Below are 15,801 nucleotides of genomic sequence, written 5' to 3'. Positions count from 1 at the left end.
TTATATGCCAAACCCTTGTGCACGACCCTTAAAAACTCCACACGATGCGGCATTCTTTACTCAATCGCCGTACAGTCGAGGACGGTCTCCTCCCAGTGGAGCATGGCATTGAACAGACAGATTTTCCGATACTCACCCAAGCGGGCTACGGGTATGTCCTTTTCCCGGATAACCCCTTCTTCCAGCAGACGCCTCCGGCAGGTACCGTTCAGCAGCGGACGGGCCGGCGTATGCCATTCCTTTCCGTTCCAGAGCGCCACATTCGCAATGGAGGTATCCGTCAGCAGACCCTTACGGACAATCAGTACGTCATCGGCCTCCCCCCTTTGGGCAAACAAGGCGTCCAGTGCGGAGCGGTCGGCATATTTGAAACGGTAGTCCACCCCTTCCCCGTCCGTCAGTCTCAGGCGGGTGATCCGGCGCGGCACATAAGGCAGGTACTCCACTTTTTCCACTTCTTTCCCATAAACCAGCCGGCAGCGCGTACGCTCCCGGAAAGGCGTAGGGTCCACCCAGTCGCTTACCCGCCATTCCGTACACGCTCCCCAGCAGCTGCGCCGGGTCTCGTTCATCCGGAGGTCGTGATATGACGCATGGCAGATACGTCCCTCCTCAATCCGTATCGTCTCAATAAACCGGTACATATATTTTCTGTTTCATTTCTTCATATTCACTCCTCGCCTCGCTCCGGAAGGTGACTCCTCCTCCACTCTTGAACCACAGTTGCCCTTGCCCGTCCTGCTCCAGGAAACGTATCAGTACGGCACTGTCCAGGTTTTTCCCGTCGAAGTATCCCATTATCCCGGTATAGAAACCCCGCTCGTAGGTCTCAGCTTCGCGGATAATCTCCACTGTCTTCCGCTTGGGAGCCCCAGTGATGGAGCCTGCCGGCAACAGACGGAAAAAGATGTCTCCCAGGCGGGAAGCATACCCCTCTTCCAGTCTGCCCCGGATTTCCGAACTCATCTGCAGCAAGCGTCCCCGATGGGTCTGCAGTTCATCGAGGTAGCGGTAACGTGTCACTGTCACTTCCGTGGCCACCTGACTCAGGTCGTTCCGTATCAGGTCGGTAATGGTGGCATGCTCCGCTGCTTCCTTTTCATCGTTCAACAGTCGTTCAGCCGCTCCCGGACAGGTCGCATCGATGGTCCCTTTCATGGGATGGGAGTAGATAAACCCGTCTTCGATGCGTACGAAAATCTCGGGAGAGAAAACGGTGAACCGGTCTTTCACCCACAGTTTATAGCGGGCCCGGGCATGCTCGAACACCTGACGCAGCGTCAGGTCAGTATCCACCCGGGTCGTACAGGTCAGATTGGTCAGAAACGAATTGCCTCCATAAATATGGCGGTGGACGATTCCGAACGAACGGGCATAGTCTTCATAAGATTGTGGGAAAGGCTGCCAGCGAAATGTTTCCGGACAGCGGGTCTGACAGACTCCGTCGAAATTCGTCATTCCGGGAAACACGAACAGCAGTTCCTCTGCCGGAAGCTGTTCCGGCTCCTCCACCAGGCATTCCGTCTCATCAAAATTAATCAGAAAAAAGAAAGGCTTTCCGGCAGTTCCCAGCCGGTTCATCCGTCTGGCTGCCTCATCGCGATTATAGAAAGTCAATGATTTCATCCTGTAAAAATTTGGCAGGGCATCCCTGCAGTCGAATAATTTTCAATCTCACATTTCTTTCGTTACCCTGCGTGTCTTGAACGAAAGTACATACACGGTTACTCCCAGGGCAATTCCGCCCATGAGCCCCTTCAGCCACCAGTTGTCAAAGACAAAACAAATGCAGTTGATGGCCGTAATCCACAACAGGGAGACCACCAGTATTTTTACGTGCAAGGGTATGGAACGGTCGTGCAGAAAATTCCGTATATACGGTCCCAGGTACTTATGTCCCAGCAGCCAGCGGTACAGCCGGGGAGAACTGCGGAAGTACAATGCGGCAGCGAGCAGCAGGAAAGGTGTGGTAGGCAGTACCGGAAGAAATATCCCCAGCACGCCCAGTCCCAGTGAAATGGAACCGATTATGATATATATGCATCTCAACATGTTGCAAAGATAGCGGGAAAGAAAATTTCTGCCAAGAGGAAAGTCATCGTAAATTCATAAAAAACTGCTAACTTTGTAGCCGGTATCCGGTCTGTTCCAGGATTTCCGGTCCGTCTGTATCAGAAGGAAGAGGAAAGTTCCGGAGGGGAAACAGGAGACCGACAGAAACAACTTACTGCTGAATTCAAAACACTAATAGATATGCCAACAATTGCCATTAATCAGGAGACCTGCATTCATTGCCTCAAGTGTCTCCGAATCTGTCCTTCCGTTCTCTTCCAGCTGAACGACGACAAGAAAGTAACCGTTGATGCAAAAGACTGTATCAGTTGCGGACAATGTGTGGCGATCTGCCCCACCGCATCCATCGCCCACAGTGATTTTCCGGTAAGCCACATCCACGAGTTCGACCGCAATCACCTGCCGACTCCGGCGCAAGTGGAGCTGCTGATCAACTCACGGCGGTCCAACCGGGCTTTCTCTCAGAAACCCATTCCGCAGGAGGATTTGCTGCGCATCATTGAGGCCGGACACCGTGCTCCTACTGCGACGAATGCACAGGGGGTAAAAATGGTACTGGTCACCAATGAGAAAATCATGAAAGAAATCAGCCGGATTACTATTAATATATTTAATTCGGCAGCCGACAAACTCGAAAATCCCTTGCTGAAGCCGCTGCTCAAGCGCATCATGCCCCAGAACTACGGATACGTTCCTGTCTTCCGCCGTCTCAGGGACGAGTTCGAGCAGGGCAACGACGGAATTTTGCGGGGGGCCAAGGCAGCCATCTTTATCTATACTGACAAGAAAAGCCGTTTTGGCTGTCAGGATTCCAACCTGGCTTACCAGAACGCTTCGCTAATGGCGGAATCCATGGGTATCGCCCAGTTCTATACAGGCTTCATATGCAGTGCTGCCGGTATGGATCATTCAAACAAGATTCAGAAACTGCTGGGTATTGAAGGAACCCTTCACGCCGGAATGGCATTGGGAATTCCTCTTTTCCACTTCGAAAAATACATCGACCGGAAGGAACTCGACCTGAAAATCATTTCCTGATTGACGGATGACGGTGCATTTCCCTGTCACCGGAGCAACTGGGACGGACTCCCTCAAAAGGATAGCAGAGTCAACACCGCAAAGGTGGATGATCTTCCCAAACAGAACTGAAAAGTAAAAATCGGATCGATTAAAACTCAGAAATAAAAATCTCCTGCTTTAGTCTTTATTGATTTCAGTATAAGACTAAAACAGGAGATTTTTTGTTGCAACTAACAGACGACAGGCAAACCTATCTCTGTTTTTCTTTTGCGACAGTTCCTTTCTATCGGACAGCCCTGCATGCCCTCATCCGAAGTTCCGGAAGAACGTCACCTTAGGGCTTTTTATATTCTTCATTACTTAACCATAGCCTTAACCACTTTCTTTCCGGCAGGATTATCCATGTCTTTTCCGAAATACGGAGAATATTTCCCAGCGGGCAGGTCGGAAAGCACAAAGGCATTGCACCGCCGTCCTGCTACCACATTGTCCGTAGCAGCCGTGTTGATGGCCGTTGCCACCATATCCACCAGCAGTCCCAAGCCTCCCATACCCGAAGAAATGGAAGTATCGACCGTAATATGTCCCTCCCGGTTGTAAAGTGTTTCACCGGTCTTTGTGGAGCGCAATACGTACTCGATGGTCACGGAAAGCCTGCCCCCGATATTCGACCGGCTCCAGTCTTTTATGACGGTAAACATGACTGCATCCGCGCCCAGCACCTCCTTGAAGGCAGTGAGACTGCCGTTCAGGAAGAGTTCCGCATCATAGGCACTCTCCTGCTGGAACAGTTCCATCGTCAGATAAGGAGAATATACATAATAGCCTTTCTCGCAAAGAGGCATGTACAGCGTCGTATAGAAGAAATCTTTCGCCTCCACATGCGTCGTATGATTGATCGGCGGCATGATGGCAATCGACAAGGGCTTCTCCTCATACATTTTCGGATACTGCTGACTCAACGTAACCGGAGTCGTACAGGAAGTGAGGCATCCGATCACCACTCCCAGAATCAATAGTAACTTTTTCATTCTTCCAACTGTTTAATGATACGGGAAATGTATTTTTCGGATTCGGGATACCAGTTGATTTCCTCTTTCATCATCCGGATACCCTCTTCCTTCTTACCGGTACGGTAAAGCATATAGCCATATTCCGCATACATACCGGGAGGAGCGACACGGCGGAGACCGTTCTGTTCCCCTATCATTTTCTGGAACTCTTCCAGTACACTCATCTTCAATTCATCCGTCCGTTTCTTGCTGTACTGATACGTTGTCTTTTCATAATCGTGCCAGGAATACAGCGACTCGGATGTCATACACGAAGGCAGCACGGCCATTACAGCCGGCACCCATAACCATTTGAGGATTTTCATGATATCTGACAATTACATTACGGGAGTATAATCTGTTTCACTTCCTGGGACGATACAAAAATCTTCTTCTGATACAGCACCTTTCCGCGATAAGTCACCTTGATGCTTCTGGGACCGGTCTTGATGCCGTACTGCGTACCCTTCCGTTTCGACTTCTTTTCCTTTACCACCTTTGCCGCAAACGGTTCCTGATTGTCGAGGGTGACCATCACGTCTTCGCCGGCCAGTCTGTCAGGGCTGACAAAAAGCAGGTAAGCCATGTCTTCCCTGCCACTCTGCTGAGCTACCGGGGCCTTGCAGGCAGACAGTACCACCGGAAGAGCCAGGACGTACAATAATTTTTTTACCAATCTTTTCATATCCTATCATTTAGATTCTTCAATAATATAATTTCCCATATTATCGGCATTGATCTCTGTCGTACCCGTCACTTCCACAAAGGAATATTCTGTTTCGGGGGTGTCACCGCCGGTAGAGATTACCTTTACCTCACCCACCTTCTTTCCAGGAAGAGGAATCAGAATACCCGTCTGCGGATTCTTTACCTTCCGTCCCTTGCTGAGCACTGAGAATGTCATGCCTTCCTTAATTCCCTGACTTGCACCTCCGGCAATCAGTACCGCATCCGGCTCATAGGCCAGGAAGTAGGTTTTCCAGGGAGCATCCGTACACTTGTTGATGATGTTTTCCACCAGCTGACCGATGGCTTCCGAAATCGCCTTGTCGCTCAGTGTAGCATCGAAACTGGCCTGTCCGCCAAGCCCCATGGTAGTCTTGGTCGTCAGTTCGGCCACTCCCTTTCCTTCATCCGAATAAATAATCAGTCCGGTAGAAGCATCTACCAGGCGGATTGCCACAGCCGCCTCTACCGTCTGTGTCTTTTCGGAAGAAAATACCTTGCTTTTACCGGTATTCTTCCGGCCATACTCGGTAATGGAGCCGATGATCACGTAATCGGCCCTGATGGTCGATGCCGGATTCTCGTTTTTACTGTTTTCTTCCAGGATTGTGGCAAGGTCATTGCGCTCCAGCAACAGGAACTTTCCCGAAGCAGCCAGTTTGGAAGAAAGGATATCCAGGGCCTGCTTGCCCATCGGATCGTTCTCGCGGTCATAAAAAATTCCTTTTGCATATTGGGTTTCATTCGAAAAACGACCGATGGCCACTTTCCGCTTCAACACCATTCCGTCGTCTTGTACCTGCGACGGTGTTTCGACAATCTCCGTTGTTCTTTGTGCCCAAATGCTGCCTGAACATAACAACAGACAGAGGGCAACTGCATGCTTAAAAGTCATCATACGATTCAATAAATATGGTATTCACTTTAATAATCACTCACTCGCTTCATCCCGACTGCGGTCATCCCTCCGGAACTCCCCAGTCAGTCTCCTCAAATATAGCTATTTTTTAAGAAACCCCTCCGGTTCCGGCTTTCTTTTTATTCTTTCCGACGAAAACTACCGGCAGATTCCTACAAAAGACTGTCCCGGTCAGCCTTTCTGCAAAGCCAACCGGGACAATTCCTTATTTATTCCTCATCAATATCCCTCATTCTGGGTCAGTTTCGGATTCTTATCCAATACCTCCTGTCCAAACGGAAAATACCTGTTCTTCTTTTCAAACTTCCGGTCCTCAATCTTCTTGTCGGCTGCAGAAGCATCCTGCTTGATTGTGGCACGGCTCTCCGGATCACTGCCTTTCATGTCTACGGTTCCCACCCTTCTTTCGAGTGTCACGTTCAGTACCTTTTCGGCAAGCATCTTACCGTCGGAAGTCTTCCATCTCAATATGTCTGCACGACGGATACCTTCGCCCGCAAATTCTACGCCACGTTCTCTCCAGATCAGCTCACGCAATGTTTCCTTGCTGTTGTACTTGTTCCGGTCAACCTTCGGCATGCCCACCCGGGTACGTACCTCATCGATTTTTGCATACACATCCTCCGAAGGACCGTTCAGTTCGTTTTCAGCCTCCGCCCAGGTAAGCAGTACCTCCGCATAACGGAACACTATCGGACACGCATTGCTCTTCCAGATATCCGCATACTGAGTAATGGGACCCAGATACTTGTTCCATGTCAGACCGGTTTTCGAAGCATTGTCGGCAGCCGTCATGAAATTGGCATTGGCACTTCCGTCGACTGTTTTATCCAGCGTATTGAAGACCGCCTTCGTACCGTCGGCCTTGATGTAGTCGGCACCCGGATAAATCACTGTCAACGCAAGACGCGGGTCACGGTTCTTGAAAGGATGTGCCGGATCATAGCCCGATCCGCTCTCTGTAATGGTAAGACCGGATTTCATCTCATACGTATCTATCAGCTGATATGTCGGCACAATGGAAGACCAGCCACCGTCACCGTTATTGTACATCTGTCCGATTACCCCCAACGGTTTGGTTGAGTTGATATACTGTACCGCCAGGATAATCTCCTTCGAATCCTGTCCGGCCACCTGGAACAGTCGGGAATACCCATCCGCTCCCTTCTCCAACTCGTACAAGTTACCGTTCTTCTTCGACAAGTCGATGATAGCCTGGGCCTTCTCCTTCGCCACCTGCCAGTCGCCGTAATAAAGCGCCTCTCTCATGCGGATGGCAAGTGCCGCACCCTGAGCAATGCGTCCCCGGGCAGCCGGCTTCTCGCTCAGGTCGGAAGTACACTCATCCAGTTCCGTATGGATAAACTCCCTGATCTGCGCCTCGGTAGCCCGCTCCACCTGAGCCTCCTGGGCACTTCCGTAATTACCGATCTGCGCAACCCCTCCGTACAGCCAGTTCATCTTGAAATACCGGTAAGCCCGGATGACCCTCGCCTGTGCAATCAAGTCCTTTTTCACCTTCTCGTCCGAAAAAGCAATCTTATCAATATTCTCGAGCAACGTATTACACCGTCTGATGATGGTATAATCATAAAAGTTGGTACCCGGATTGGCCTGCGACAGCGTACCGTTGCCAAAGTCCTTGTACCCTTCCCACTGGAAATTATTGTATCCGAAGTCGGAAGCACAGTCCATATACAGCAGTTCCTCCCCTTTTTCCCATCCGTCATAACATCCGATCAGGAACTTCTGTGCATCCTGTTCGGTTTTCCAGGTAGTTTCAGGAGTCAGCGCATCGCTAGGCAAGGTATCCAGAAAGTCACTGCAGGAAGCCATCAGCGTCAGTGCAACTCCTGCAAATATGTATTTTTTCAACGATTTCATGATTCTAAGAGATTTAAGATTAAAAAATTAAAAAGTCACATTTACCCCGAAGGCATGTGTCCGCAACAACGGATAAGAAGAAAGTCTCTGGCTGGTAGCTTCCGGATCGATATTGATCTTCATGCCGTCAATCGTGAACAGGTTTTCTACCGAATAATAGAAACGGATGTTCTCAATGCCCCATCCCGAGGTCAGACTCTTCGGCAGAGTATATCCCAACTGCAGGTTCTTGAGACGCAGGTAACTGGTATTCTGCAACCAGAAAGTAGAAGCCACCTGACGTGAACTGCTCGGCGAATTGGTATCGGTAAAGATACGCGGCATGGAAGCATCCTTGTTGGTCTCTGTCCACGCATCCTTCCAGATGCTTGCCGGATGTCCGGCATCTCCAGAGAAGGCTCCATATACCTCATGCGCATCGAAATACCGGGCCACCTTTGCCGCTCCGTTGAAAGTCAGCGCCAGGTCAATTCCCTTCCATCCGGCATTCAGGTTCAGACCGAATGTATAAACCGGATCAGAACTGTTGGCCAGCACACGGTCCTGACCGTCCAGTTTGCCGTTGCCATCGGTATCCACGTAACGGATGTCACCCGCCTTGAAGTCTCCTCCTCCAAACGGATTGCCATATTTGGCAGTAAACGCATCAGCCTCTTCCTGTGAGTTGAAGAACCCGTCGGCCTGATACAGATAATACGAATTCATGGCATGTCCCAAAGCATTCCGCTGGTTGTAGCCGTTCACCGCATTGATGTAGTCCACTCCGCCCAGTTCCAGGATCTCATTATGGTTGAAAGCGAAATTGGCAGCCGCTCCGAATGTCCAGTCACCAAACTTATCGTTATAAGACAACGTGATTTCAACACCCCGGTTCAGCACCTTGCCCACATTATCCTTATAAGGATCAAGTGCAAACTCCTTCGGCACATCCACATCCATCATAATACCCTTGGTCAAGCGGTTGTAATAATCCACCGAACCCGTAAGACGGTTGTTGAACAACCCGAAGTCGACACCCACTCCCCAGGTAGTCGCCTTTTCCCACGTAATCGTACTCAGGCGGTATGCCTTCTGATAATATCCCGAGTTCAATGCTCCGTCGAAAGGATAAGTCGCTCCGATTTCATACGAATTGATTGCCGGATAGAACGATCCCGAAGCATCACTGTTCAGCGCATCCTGATTACCCAGCATACCCCAGGAACCTCTTACCTTCAGGTTACTGAGCCATCCTCTTGCAGCAGACATAAACTCCTCTTCGCTGATACGCCATGCACCCGAGAACGAAGGGAAATATCCCCAGCGGTTGCCCTTGGCAAAACGCGACGAAGCATCGGCTCTGATATTGGCCTCAAACAAGTATTTTCCGGCATAATCATAGTTCAAGCGCGCGAACCACGAAATCATCGCAAGCTCCCGGTTATAACCCTCATTGGTCTGACTAGCCGCATCCCCCGCATTGATATCAGTCAGGTCATTGTTTGGGAAATCCTTACGGTAGACCTTCATGTACTTGTAATTGTATTTTTCGGTATGCCATCCGGCCAGTCCCTTGATATTGTGACGACCGAAACTCTTGTCATAATTCAACAGCGCATCGTAATTGGTACGGTCCCAGCGATAATACCTTTCATCAAGCGAGTTCGGATCGGAAGCCTTGTTCGGATTATACTGGATGAACTTCTGGAAATACTTATAATGCTGCAGATTGTTCACATACGACCCGGTAAGCGTCAGCACCAGTCCGTCCAGAATGGTATAATCCAAAGACGCACTACCCGTAAAATTGTAATTGTCGCGCGTAACCTTCATGCCCGAATCAAGCCATGCAATAGGGTTACCGTCCGAGATAGTTCCGTAAGTACCGTCCTCATAGCGGTTCACAATCCACGGAGAAATCAGGTTCAGCTGACGGATAATCTGGTCCGAACTTCCTCCGTTATAAGCCGAACTCGCATCGTCGTACTTGTTCTTGATATAGGCAAGATTCATTCTGGCAGACAACCGCTTGCTGATCTTCATGTCGAGATTGGTACGGGCATTGAACTGCTCCCTTCCGGCATTGGGCAGGATACCCGTCTGATTGAGATAACCGAGCGAGCCCATGTACCTTGCATTTTCATTACCACCCGATATGTTCAGGTTATGTCTGTGCTGGATACCTGTCCGGTAAGCCAGTCCGTACCAGTCGGTATTCGGATACATCGGGTCGGTTCCGTCCTTGAATTTCTGTATCTCATCGGGAGTAAACCGGGGCGCCTTTCCTTCACTCTCCAGCGCCTTGTTGTACATATCGGCATACTCGTAGGAACTCAGACGGTCCACTTTCTCCGTCGCATTCTGGAAACTGATGTATCCACTGTACGATACCCGGGGCTTTCCCGTAGCTCCACGCTTGGTGGTAATCAGGATAACCCCGTTGGCAGCCTTCGAACCATAGATGGCCGCCGAAGCCGCATCCTTCAACACCGAGATGCTGGCAATGTCATTCGGGTCTACCGCACTCATGGTTTCCGATTCCACCCCGTCAATAAGAATATACGGAGAAGCCGAGTTCAATGTACCGATACCCCGCACACGGATATTTCCCGCATCCTGTCCCGGCGCACCGTTGGTTCCGGTCACCGTCACTCCCGGCATCAGTCCCTGCAAGCCGCTGCTGACATTCTGAATGGGGCGGTTCTGCAACTGCTCACTGTCGACCGAGGCTACCGATCCCGACAGGTTTGCCTTTTTCTGCGTACCGTAACCCACCACCACTACTTCTTCCAGTGTTTCGGTATCCTCACTGAGCACTACCTTTACCGGGGCAGAAGCACTGGCCGTCACTTCTTTCGAAGTAAAACCGACATACGAAAACACAAGTACCGGATTCGCCGTGGAGGTTCTCAACGTAAAATTACCGTCGAAATCGGTAATCGTACCGTTGCTTGTTCCTTTCTCGATCACATTGACACCTATCAGCGGCGTATTATTCTTATCAAGGACGCTTCCTTTTACGGTATGTTCCGACTGCAACACACTCAGCTGACTACTGTCCATCTTTTCAGATGCCGAAGCTTCGGATAACGAACTCACTGCGATTAACAGACTCAAGGTAACCGGGACAGAGGCCAACAACCTTTGTCTCCAAGGCGATTTCCCGAAGGAAAATGATTTAAAAGGTTCCATAATTTTAGAAGGTTAAAGTTAACAAGCGCTTTAAAAAACGCCGTGTATAATCTAGTTTTTAAAGCTTTTGCAAATCTCACAACACAAACTTATAAAAATTAACAAATCAAATCAAACTTATTACTGTTAAAAAATTCCCCTTCCGAGCATTTTCAATCACTCATCTAATACACTGATTTACAATATGTAAATAATTATCATATCCACTTCCGGATTTGCAGAAGCCTCCCAACTTCCTCCAGGCATACCACCCGTTTTTATAAAATTTCTAACCTCTCAAAAACCGCCGGTACCGAATAATCCCTTAATTCACAAGAAAGAAACGCTTCACTTCCCGACAATATGAAAATGCATGGAACCTCACAAACGCCCCTCCCCAAAAACAGTTTCCTGATCCGGTATCCTCGCTGTTTTCTTTAAAAGTTTTTACCGGACTGTTCTCCAGAAGTTTTTTTCTCAAAAAATTCTTTTTCCCTTTCATTGCAGGCACAAAAATTATCCATAATTTTATGCCATTATAAAAGATGTGTAAACAAAATAAAAATATAGGCATAAATATCTTAATTCATTTCAACTATGAAATTCCACTATCTCTTACTGCTGATTCTTCCTTTCACTTCGTGTACGCAAGAAGAACTTCCCGTAACTGCCGGAAAATCAGACATGGTATTCCCGTCGCTTTCCACGACCTGGGACGAAGGGGTTCCACTTGGCAATGCTACGGTAGGTGCCCTGGTCTGGCAACGCGACTCTGTCCTCCGCTTTTCACTCGACCGGATTGACTTATGGGATCTCCGTCCTACCGACAGCATTTCCGGCCCCAACAACAAGTTCCGCTGGGTAATGGAGCAGGTCAGAAAAGGCGACTACCTGCCGGTACAGAAGAAATTCGACTGGCCTTACGACAGAGAACCTGCTCCTTCCAAAATTCCGGGTGCCGCCCTTGAATTCCATACTACCGGATTTGGAAAAGTAAAGGATGTCCATCTGTACCTCCGCAATGCACTCTGCCGGACGGAATGGAGCAACGGTACTGTACTGAAGACCTTTGTCCATGCTTCCGAACCTATCGGATGGTTTGTTTTCGAAAACCTGCCCGACGCTCCGGCCATCTCCATTGTCCCCCCTCAGTATGAGTCAGAGACAAGTAACGGAACAGAAGACCCCGTAACCGGTCAGGACCTGCGCAGACTGGGCTACCGGCAAGGGAGCATTAAGAAAAAGGAAAACTGTATCACCTATCACCAGCAAGGATGGAACGGTTTCTACTACGACGTCAACGTACGATGGGAAAAGAAAGGACGGAAACTCTATGGAGTATGGAGCGTGACCTCCTCCATGACCGGTCAGAAGGCCTCATCGGAAACCATGGATGCCATGAAGCGAGGAGTATACAGTGATTTTTCGTCGCACAACAGCTATTGGAAGAATTTCTGGAACGCCTCTTCCGTGTCAGTGCCCGACTCCATCATCCAGCGACAGTACGACCAGGAAATATACCGCCTCGGCTCGGTGGCCAGAAAAGACTCCTACCCCATCTCCCTGCAGGCAATATGGACTGCCGACAACGGGAAACTGCCCCCCTGGAAGGGCGATTACCACCACGACCTGAACACCCAGCTCAGCTACTGGCCGGTATACAAAGGCAATCACTTGGAGGAAGGAATGGGTTATCTGAATACCTTATGGAACCAGAGGGAGGTCTACAAGAAATATACCCGGACGTACTTCGAATGTGAGGGAATGAACATTCCGGGAGTATGTACCCTCACCGGTGAGCCGATGGGAGGATGGATACAGTATTCCATGTCACCCACCGTCAGCGCCTGGCTTTCCCAGCATTTCTACCTGCATTGGAAATACAGTGCCGACAAGGAATTCCTCACCGACCGGGCTTATCCGTTTGTGCACGACGTAGCCCTGTTCCTGGAACAGATTACCCTACTCGACTCCAACGGCATACGGAAGCTGCCCATCAGTTCCAGTCCTGAAATCTTCGACAACAGCCTCAATGCCTGGTTCCATACCATGACCAATTACGACCTGGCCCTGATACAGTTTGCCTTCCGCGCAGCCGAGGAGATGGCAGGGGCACTTGGCAAAGACGAAGAGGCAACCCACTGGAAAGAACTGTACGGTCAGTTGCCCGATTACGACCTGGATGCCGACGGAGCCCTGACCTTCGCCAAAGGATTTCCTTATAATGCATCACACCGCCACTTCTCACACGCGATGGCCATCCACCCGTTGGGACTGCTGGATTATTCACAAGGAGAAAAGGCCCGGAAAATCATTGATGCGACCCTCCAGAAACTGAAGGACAACGGTCCCGACTGGTGGTGCGGCTACTCCTATTCCTGGTTTGCCAACATGAGCGCACGTGCCATGAAGGGAGAGGATGCCCGGGATGCCCTCCGCACGTTTGCGGAATGCTTCTGTCTGACCAACGGTTTTCATGCCAACGGCGACCAGAGCCAGTCGGGCAAGTCCAAGTTCACCTACCGCCCGTTTACCCTTGAAGGCAACTTTGCCTTTGCGGCTGCCCTCCAGGAAATGCTGTTGCAGAGCCATACCGGAAAGATACATATTTTCCCAGCCCTGCCGAATGACTGGAAGGACCTGTCTTTCGAAAAACTGAGAGCGGAAGGTGCCTTTATCGTCAGTGCATCGCTCCGGGGAGGCAAACTTGCACACGCAGAAATTATGGCCGAACAGGGAGGCACCCTGCAGGTTATCAATTCATTCGGACCTGAATACCAGCTGAAAATAGGCGACAAGTACCTGCAAGATACGGAGGGCATCTGGAAAGTCACCCTTTCAAAAGGAGAGAAATGTACCATTGAGGCGGTCGGCCAATAACACAAAGCGACAGTAACCTGCCCGATGGCAGTATATAAAAAGGATGGTTGCCGTTACGGAAATCCGTAATTACGCAACCATCCTTTCGTATTTCATAATATATCCATCCGGCAATCCCCGCCCTACTTCACCGGGCAGGGCAACTGCCGTTCTCAGATGAGCACACAATGCTTAAAAATCATTCTTAACCTTTGCAAGCGCTTCTCCATTTACGATAACCCCCTTAGGAGCGTTAGAGAATACCACAATCGGCGTATCCAGTTTGCCCATTGAGTTACCTTCCCAGTCTACCTGTTCGTCAAACAGAAGATACCATCCCATCTGCTTGCCTTTGTAATACGTTTCATTCGTGAACGAACGGCCCGTCATGGTATTTACCGTTGCCGAAAGAGTCGTATATACCACATCCTTTTCGCCCTTCTGGTAGAAGACATAAGAAGTAATCGCTTCTTTCTCGCTGTCAGTCACCCGTTTCTGATATGCAAAGCTGGTAAGATCACTGTTTTCTACCAGTCCCTTATCGGTTCTGGGCAGGAAACGTCCCTCCATCAGATTGGCCACCGTAGTAGAAATATACACCGTCTTGCCCGTCTTCACGTCCTTTGCTTCATACCAGTTGCCTTTCCGGGCAATCAGTTCGTACAAAACCCCTTTTGAAGCCTTTTCCACCACCGCAGCAGTCGTTTCAGGAGCCTGGCGCACGTTAGCCTGAGGCTTCGCAATTACCACAGCAGTTTCAGGAATACGGTATCCCTGCGCACTCAATGAACATGCCATTCCGGAACAAATGGCCAAAAACAATGATAAAATTACTTTTTTCATGATGTATTTATTTAATAACAGAAAAATCATATTCTTTTTATTGCCGGAATCATCTTATCTTTAATGAAATTATCTCATCCTTGGTATTGATCAATCAGTTATCATCGTATGTTCCGCCAGTTTTTCCTTATTATTACGAGTGCAAAGATATGAAAAGTTTGTTACTATGTATACATTTATTACTACTATTTGGTATAATAAATACAGACAAACGGATTTTACCACTTTATCCATACAAGAGAACAATCCGCCCCCAAAATACCTTATTCACAGAATAAATCCAGCAATTACATACAAAAACCCCTCCGAAAGCCGTACATAACTTCCGGAGGGGTTCAACAATTAATTATTACATTTATATTACATCCCTGGTAATTTATGCCCATCTGCATCCTGCCTTGCTGAAGAATCAGATACGAAGGCGCTCATCAGGACCCGTTTTTCAGAAAGTCCATCCCAGGCGGAGATGCGGATCAACGTGGATTCCGTAACTGTTCTGCTTGAATTCATCGTTGGTCTTGTCAGTAATCGTCATGCCCGAAGACGTGTTCCGGTAATCCAGTTCCACCGGTTTGAAATTGGAATGCCTCAGCGAGAAATTAAGTTCCGCACCAATATACAGCCCCTTGTACAGATACATGTCCACACCGGCCAATGCCGCCGCTTTGAAACCGGAGCTGGCACGCACGCCCCCGGCAATGCCCTGCAGATTAAAGCTTCCCGAACCGACCATATCCTTGGTTGCATACGCATTGGTTATGGTAAATTCACTGAGTTCTCCCCCATTCACGAGCTCCCCTGTAGTCTTTGCAAAGCGATGAGTGAAACCCACTTCACCTCCCACATAGAAATCAAAACGGCTTCCGGTATTAAAGTGACGTTCATAACCCAGGCTCACTTCCCAATACCGTGTACGGGCTTTCAGGGATTGCAGCGTAGATCCGAAAGAGTCCTGATCGACTTCCTCCGAGTACGTTTCCGACTGGCCGCTCATGTCCAGATTCAGCCTCAATGCATGCTTCGGATTCAGGAAATAACGCATGCGGAGTCCGTCGATACTGAAGGTAGACCCGTTCTGGTCAAAGGGGTTGACCTGTATTTCCACACCGATGCTTCCGGCTTCCGGAGCCGTCCAACGCTGCTGGGCATTGATTTCACCACACTTCCACATACCCAGCAAAACTGCTACTGCTGTAACGATTTTCTTCATAATTATATAGTTAAGATTTTCTCAAAATTAGAAAAAAAATAAATGCGGACAACGATTCACCGCCG

General features: G+C 49.3%; 13 protein-coding genes. 2 read left to right on the top strand and 11 right to left on the bottom strand.

The annotated features are described in order from the left end of the window. Positions 1 to 56 precede the first annotated feature (56 nt). From H3001_RS10200 to H3001_RS10190, 3 genes are read right to left on the bottom strand one after another with little or no spacing between them, the layout of a single operon-like run. Entirely contained in the window at positions 57 to 644 is a 588-nt protein-coding gene (locus H3001_RS10200) for an aminotransferase class IV family protein (RefSeq protein ID WP_178244386.1), read from the bottom strand. Continuing rightward, positions 628 to 1,617 (bottom strand): aminodeoxychorismate synthase component I, encoded by a 990-nt coding sequence (locus H3001_RS10195; RefSeq protein WP_178244416.1) that lies wholly within the window; start codon positions 1,615 to 1,617, stop codon positions 628 to 630. The genes H3001_RS10200 and H3001_RS10195 overlap by 17 nt, the downstream gene beginning before the upstream one ends. A gap of 57 nt (positions 1,618 to 1,674) precedes the next feature. Beyond that, positions 1,675 to 2,049 (bottom strand): YbaN family protein, encoded by a 375-nt coding sequence (locus tag H3001_RS10190; protein ID WP_178244417.1) that lies wholly within the window; start codon positions 2,047 to 2,049, stop codon positions 1,675 to 1,677. 204 nt (positions 2,050 to 2,253) lie between these two features. On the opposite strand from H3001_RS10190, the gene H3001_RS10185 reads away from it, so the two are divergent. Beyond that, a complete protein-coding gene (locus H3001_RS10185) occupies positions 2,254 to 3,111 on the top strand; it encodes a nitroreductase family protein (RefSeq protein ID WP_178244387.1) in 858 nt (285 codons plus the stop codon). Between the two features lie 338 nt (positions 3,112 to 3,449). Here H3001_RS10185 and H3001_RS10180 read toward each other — a convergent pair whose 3' ends face one another. The 6 genes from H3001_RS10180 to H3001_RS10155 all read right to left on the bottom strand — a co-directional run bounded on the left by H3001_RS10180 (position 3,450) and on the right by H3001_RS10155 (position 10,716). After that, positions 3,450 to 4,124: a GNA1162 family protein gene (locus H3001_RS10180; protein WP_178244388.1), complete on the bottom strand. Its 675-nt coding sequence runs from the start codon at positions 4,122 to 4,124 to the stop codon at positions 3,450 to 3,452. Further along, on the bottom strand, positions 4,121 to 4,471 hold the full coding sequence (locus tag H3001_RS10175) for a DUF4810 domain-containing protein (RefSeq protein ID WP_181214834.1): 351 nt from the start codon (positions 4,469 to 4,471) through the stop codon (positions 4,121 to 4,123). Before H3001_RS10175 ends, H3001_RS10180 begins: the two co-directional genes overlap by 4 nt. Positions 4,472 to 4,488: 17 nt before the next feature. Then, positions 4,489 to 4,830 carry a hypothetical protein gene (locus H3001_RS10170; protein WP_178244389.1) on the bottom strand — a complete coding sequence of 114 codons (342 nt, stop codon included), beginning with the start codon at positions 4,828 to 4,830 and terminating at the stop codon, positions 4,489 to 4,491. Between the two features lie 6 nt (positions 4,831 to 4,836). Continuing rightward, positions 4,837 to 5,766, bottom strand: a complete 930-nt coding sequence (locus H3001_RS10165) for a CsgG/HfaB family protein (RefSeq protein ID WP_181214850.1) — start codon at positions 5,764 to 5,766, stop codon at positions 4,837 to 4,839. A 243-nt stretch (positions 5,767 to 6,009) separates the two neighbouring features. Beyond that, entirely contained in the window at positions 6,010 to 7,674 is a 1,665-nt protein-coding gene (locus H3001_RS10160; protein ID WP_181214833.1) for a RagB/SusD family nutrient uptake outer membrane protein, read from the bottom strand. A gap of 27 nt (positions 7,675 to 7,701) precedes the next feature. Further along, the gene (locus H3001_RS10155) at positions 7,702 to 10,716 is read right to left on the bottom strand and encodes a SusC/RagA family TonB-linked outer membrane protein (RefSeq protein WP_181214832.1); all 3,015 of its coding nucleotides are present in this window, start codon (positions 10,714 to 10,716) and stop codon (positions 7,702 to 7,704) included. A 705-nt stretch (positions 10,717 to 11,421) separates the two neighbouring features. Here H3001_RS10155 and H3001_RS10150 point away from each other — a divergent pair. Continuing rightward, positions 11,422 to 13,704: a glycosyl hydrolase family 95 catalytic domain-containing protein gene (locus H3001_RS10150; RefSeq protein ID WP_181214831.1), complete on the top strand. Its 2,283-nt coding sequence runs from the start codon at positions 11,422 to 11,424 to the stop codon at positions 13,702 to 13,704. 171 nt (positions 13,705 to 13,875) lie between these two features. Here H3001_RS10150 and H3001_RS10145 read toward each other — a convergent pair whose 3' ends face one another. Both H3001_RS10145 and H3001_RS10140 read right to left on the bottom strand, forming a co-directional pair. Beyond that, on the bottom strand, positions 13,876 to 14,526 hold the full coding sequence (locus tag H3001_RS10145; RefSeq protein ID WP_181214830.1) for an SH3 domain-containing protein: 651 nt from the start codon (positions 14,524 to 14,526) through the stop codon (positions 13,876 to 13,878). A gap of 442 nt (positions 14,527 to 14,968) precedes the next feature. Continuing rightward, entirely contained in the window at positions 14,969 to 15,736 is a 768-nt protein-coding gene (locus H3001_RS10140; protein WP_178244394.1) for a hypothetical protein, read from the bottom strand. Between the last annotated feature and the right edge of the window lie 65 nt (positions 15,737 to 15,801).

Source organism: Phocaeicola faecicola, from assembly GCF_013618865.1.
GTDB classification, from domain to species: Bacteria; Bacteroidota; Bacteroidia; order Bacteroidales; family Bacteroidaceae; genus Phocaeicola; species Phocaeicola faecicola.
Note: the sequence above shows the minus strand (reverse complement) of the source record. Positions and strands in the feature narration are given on the sequence as shown.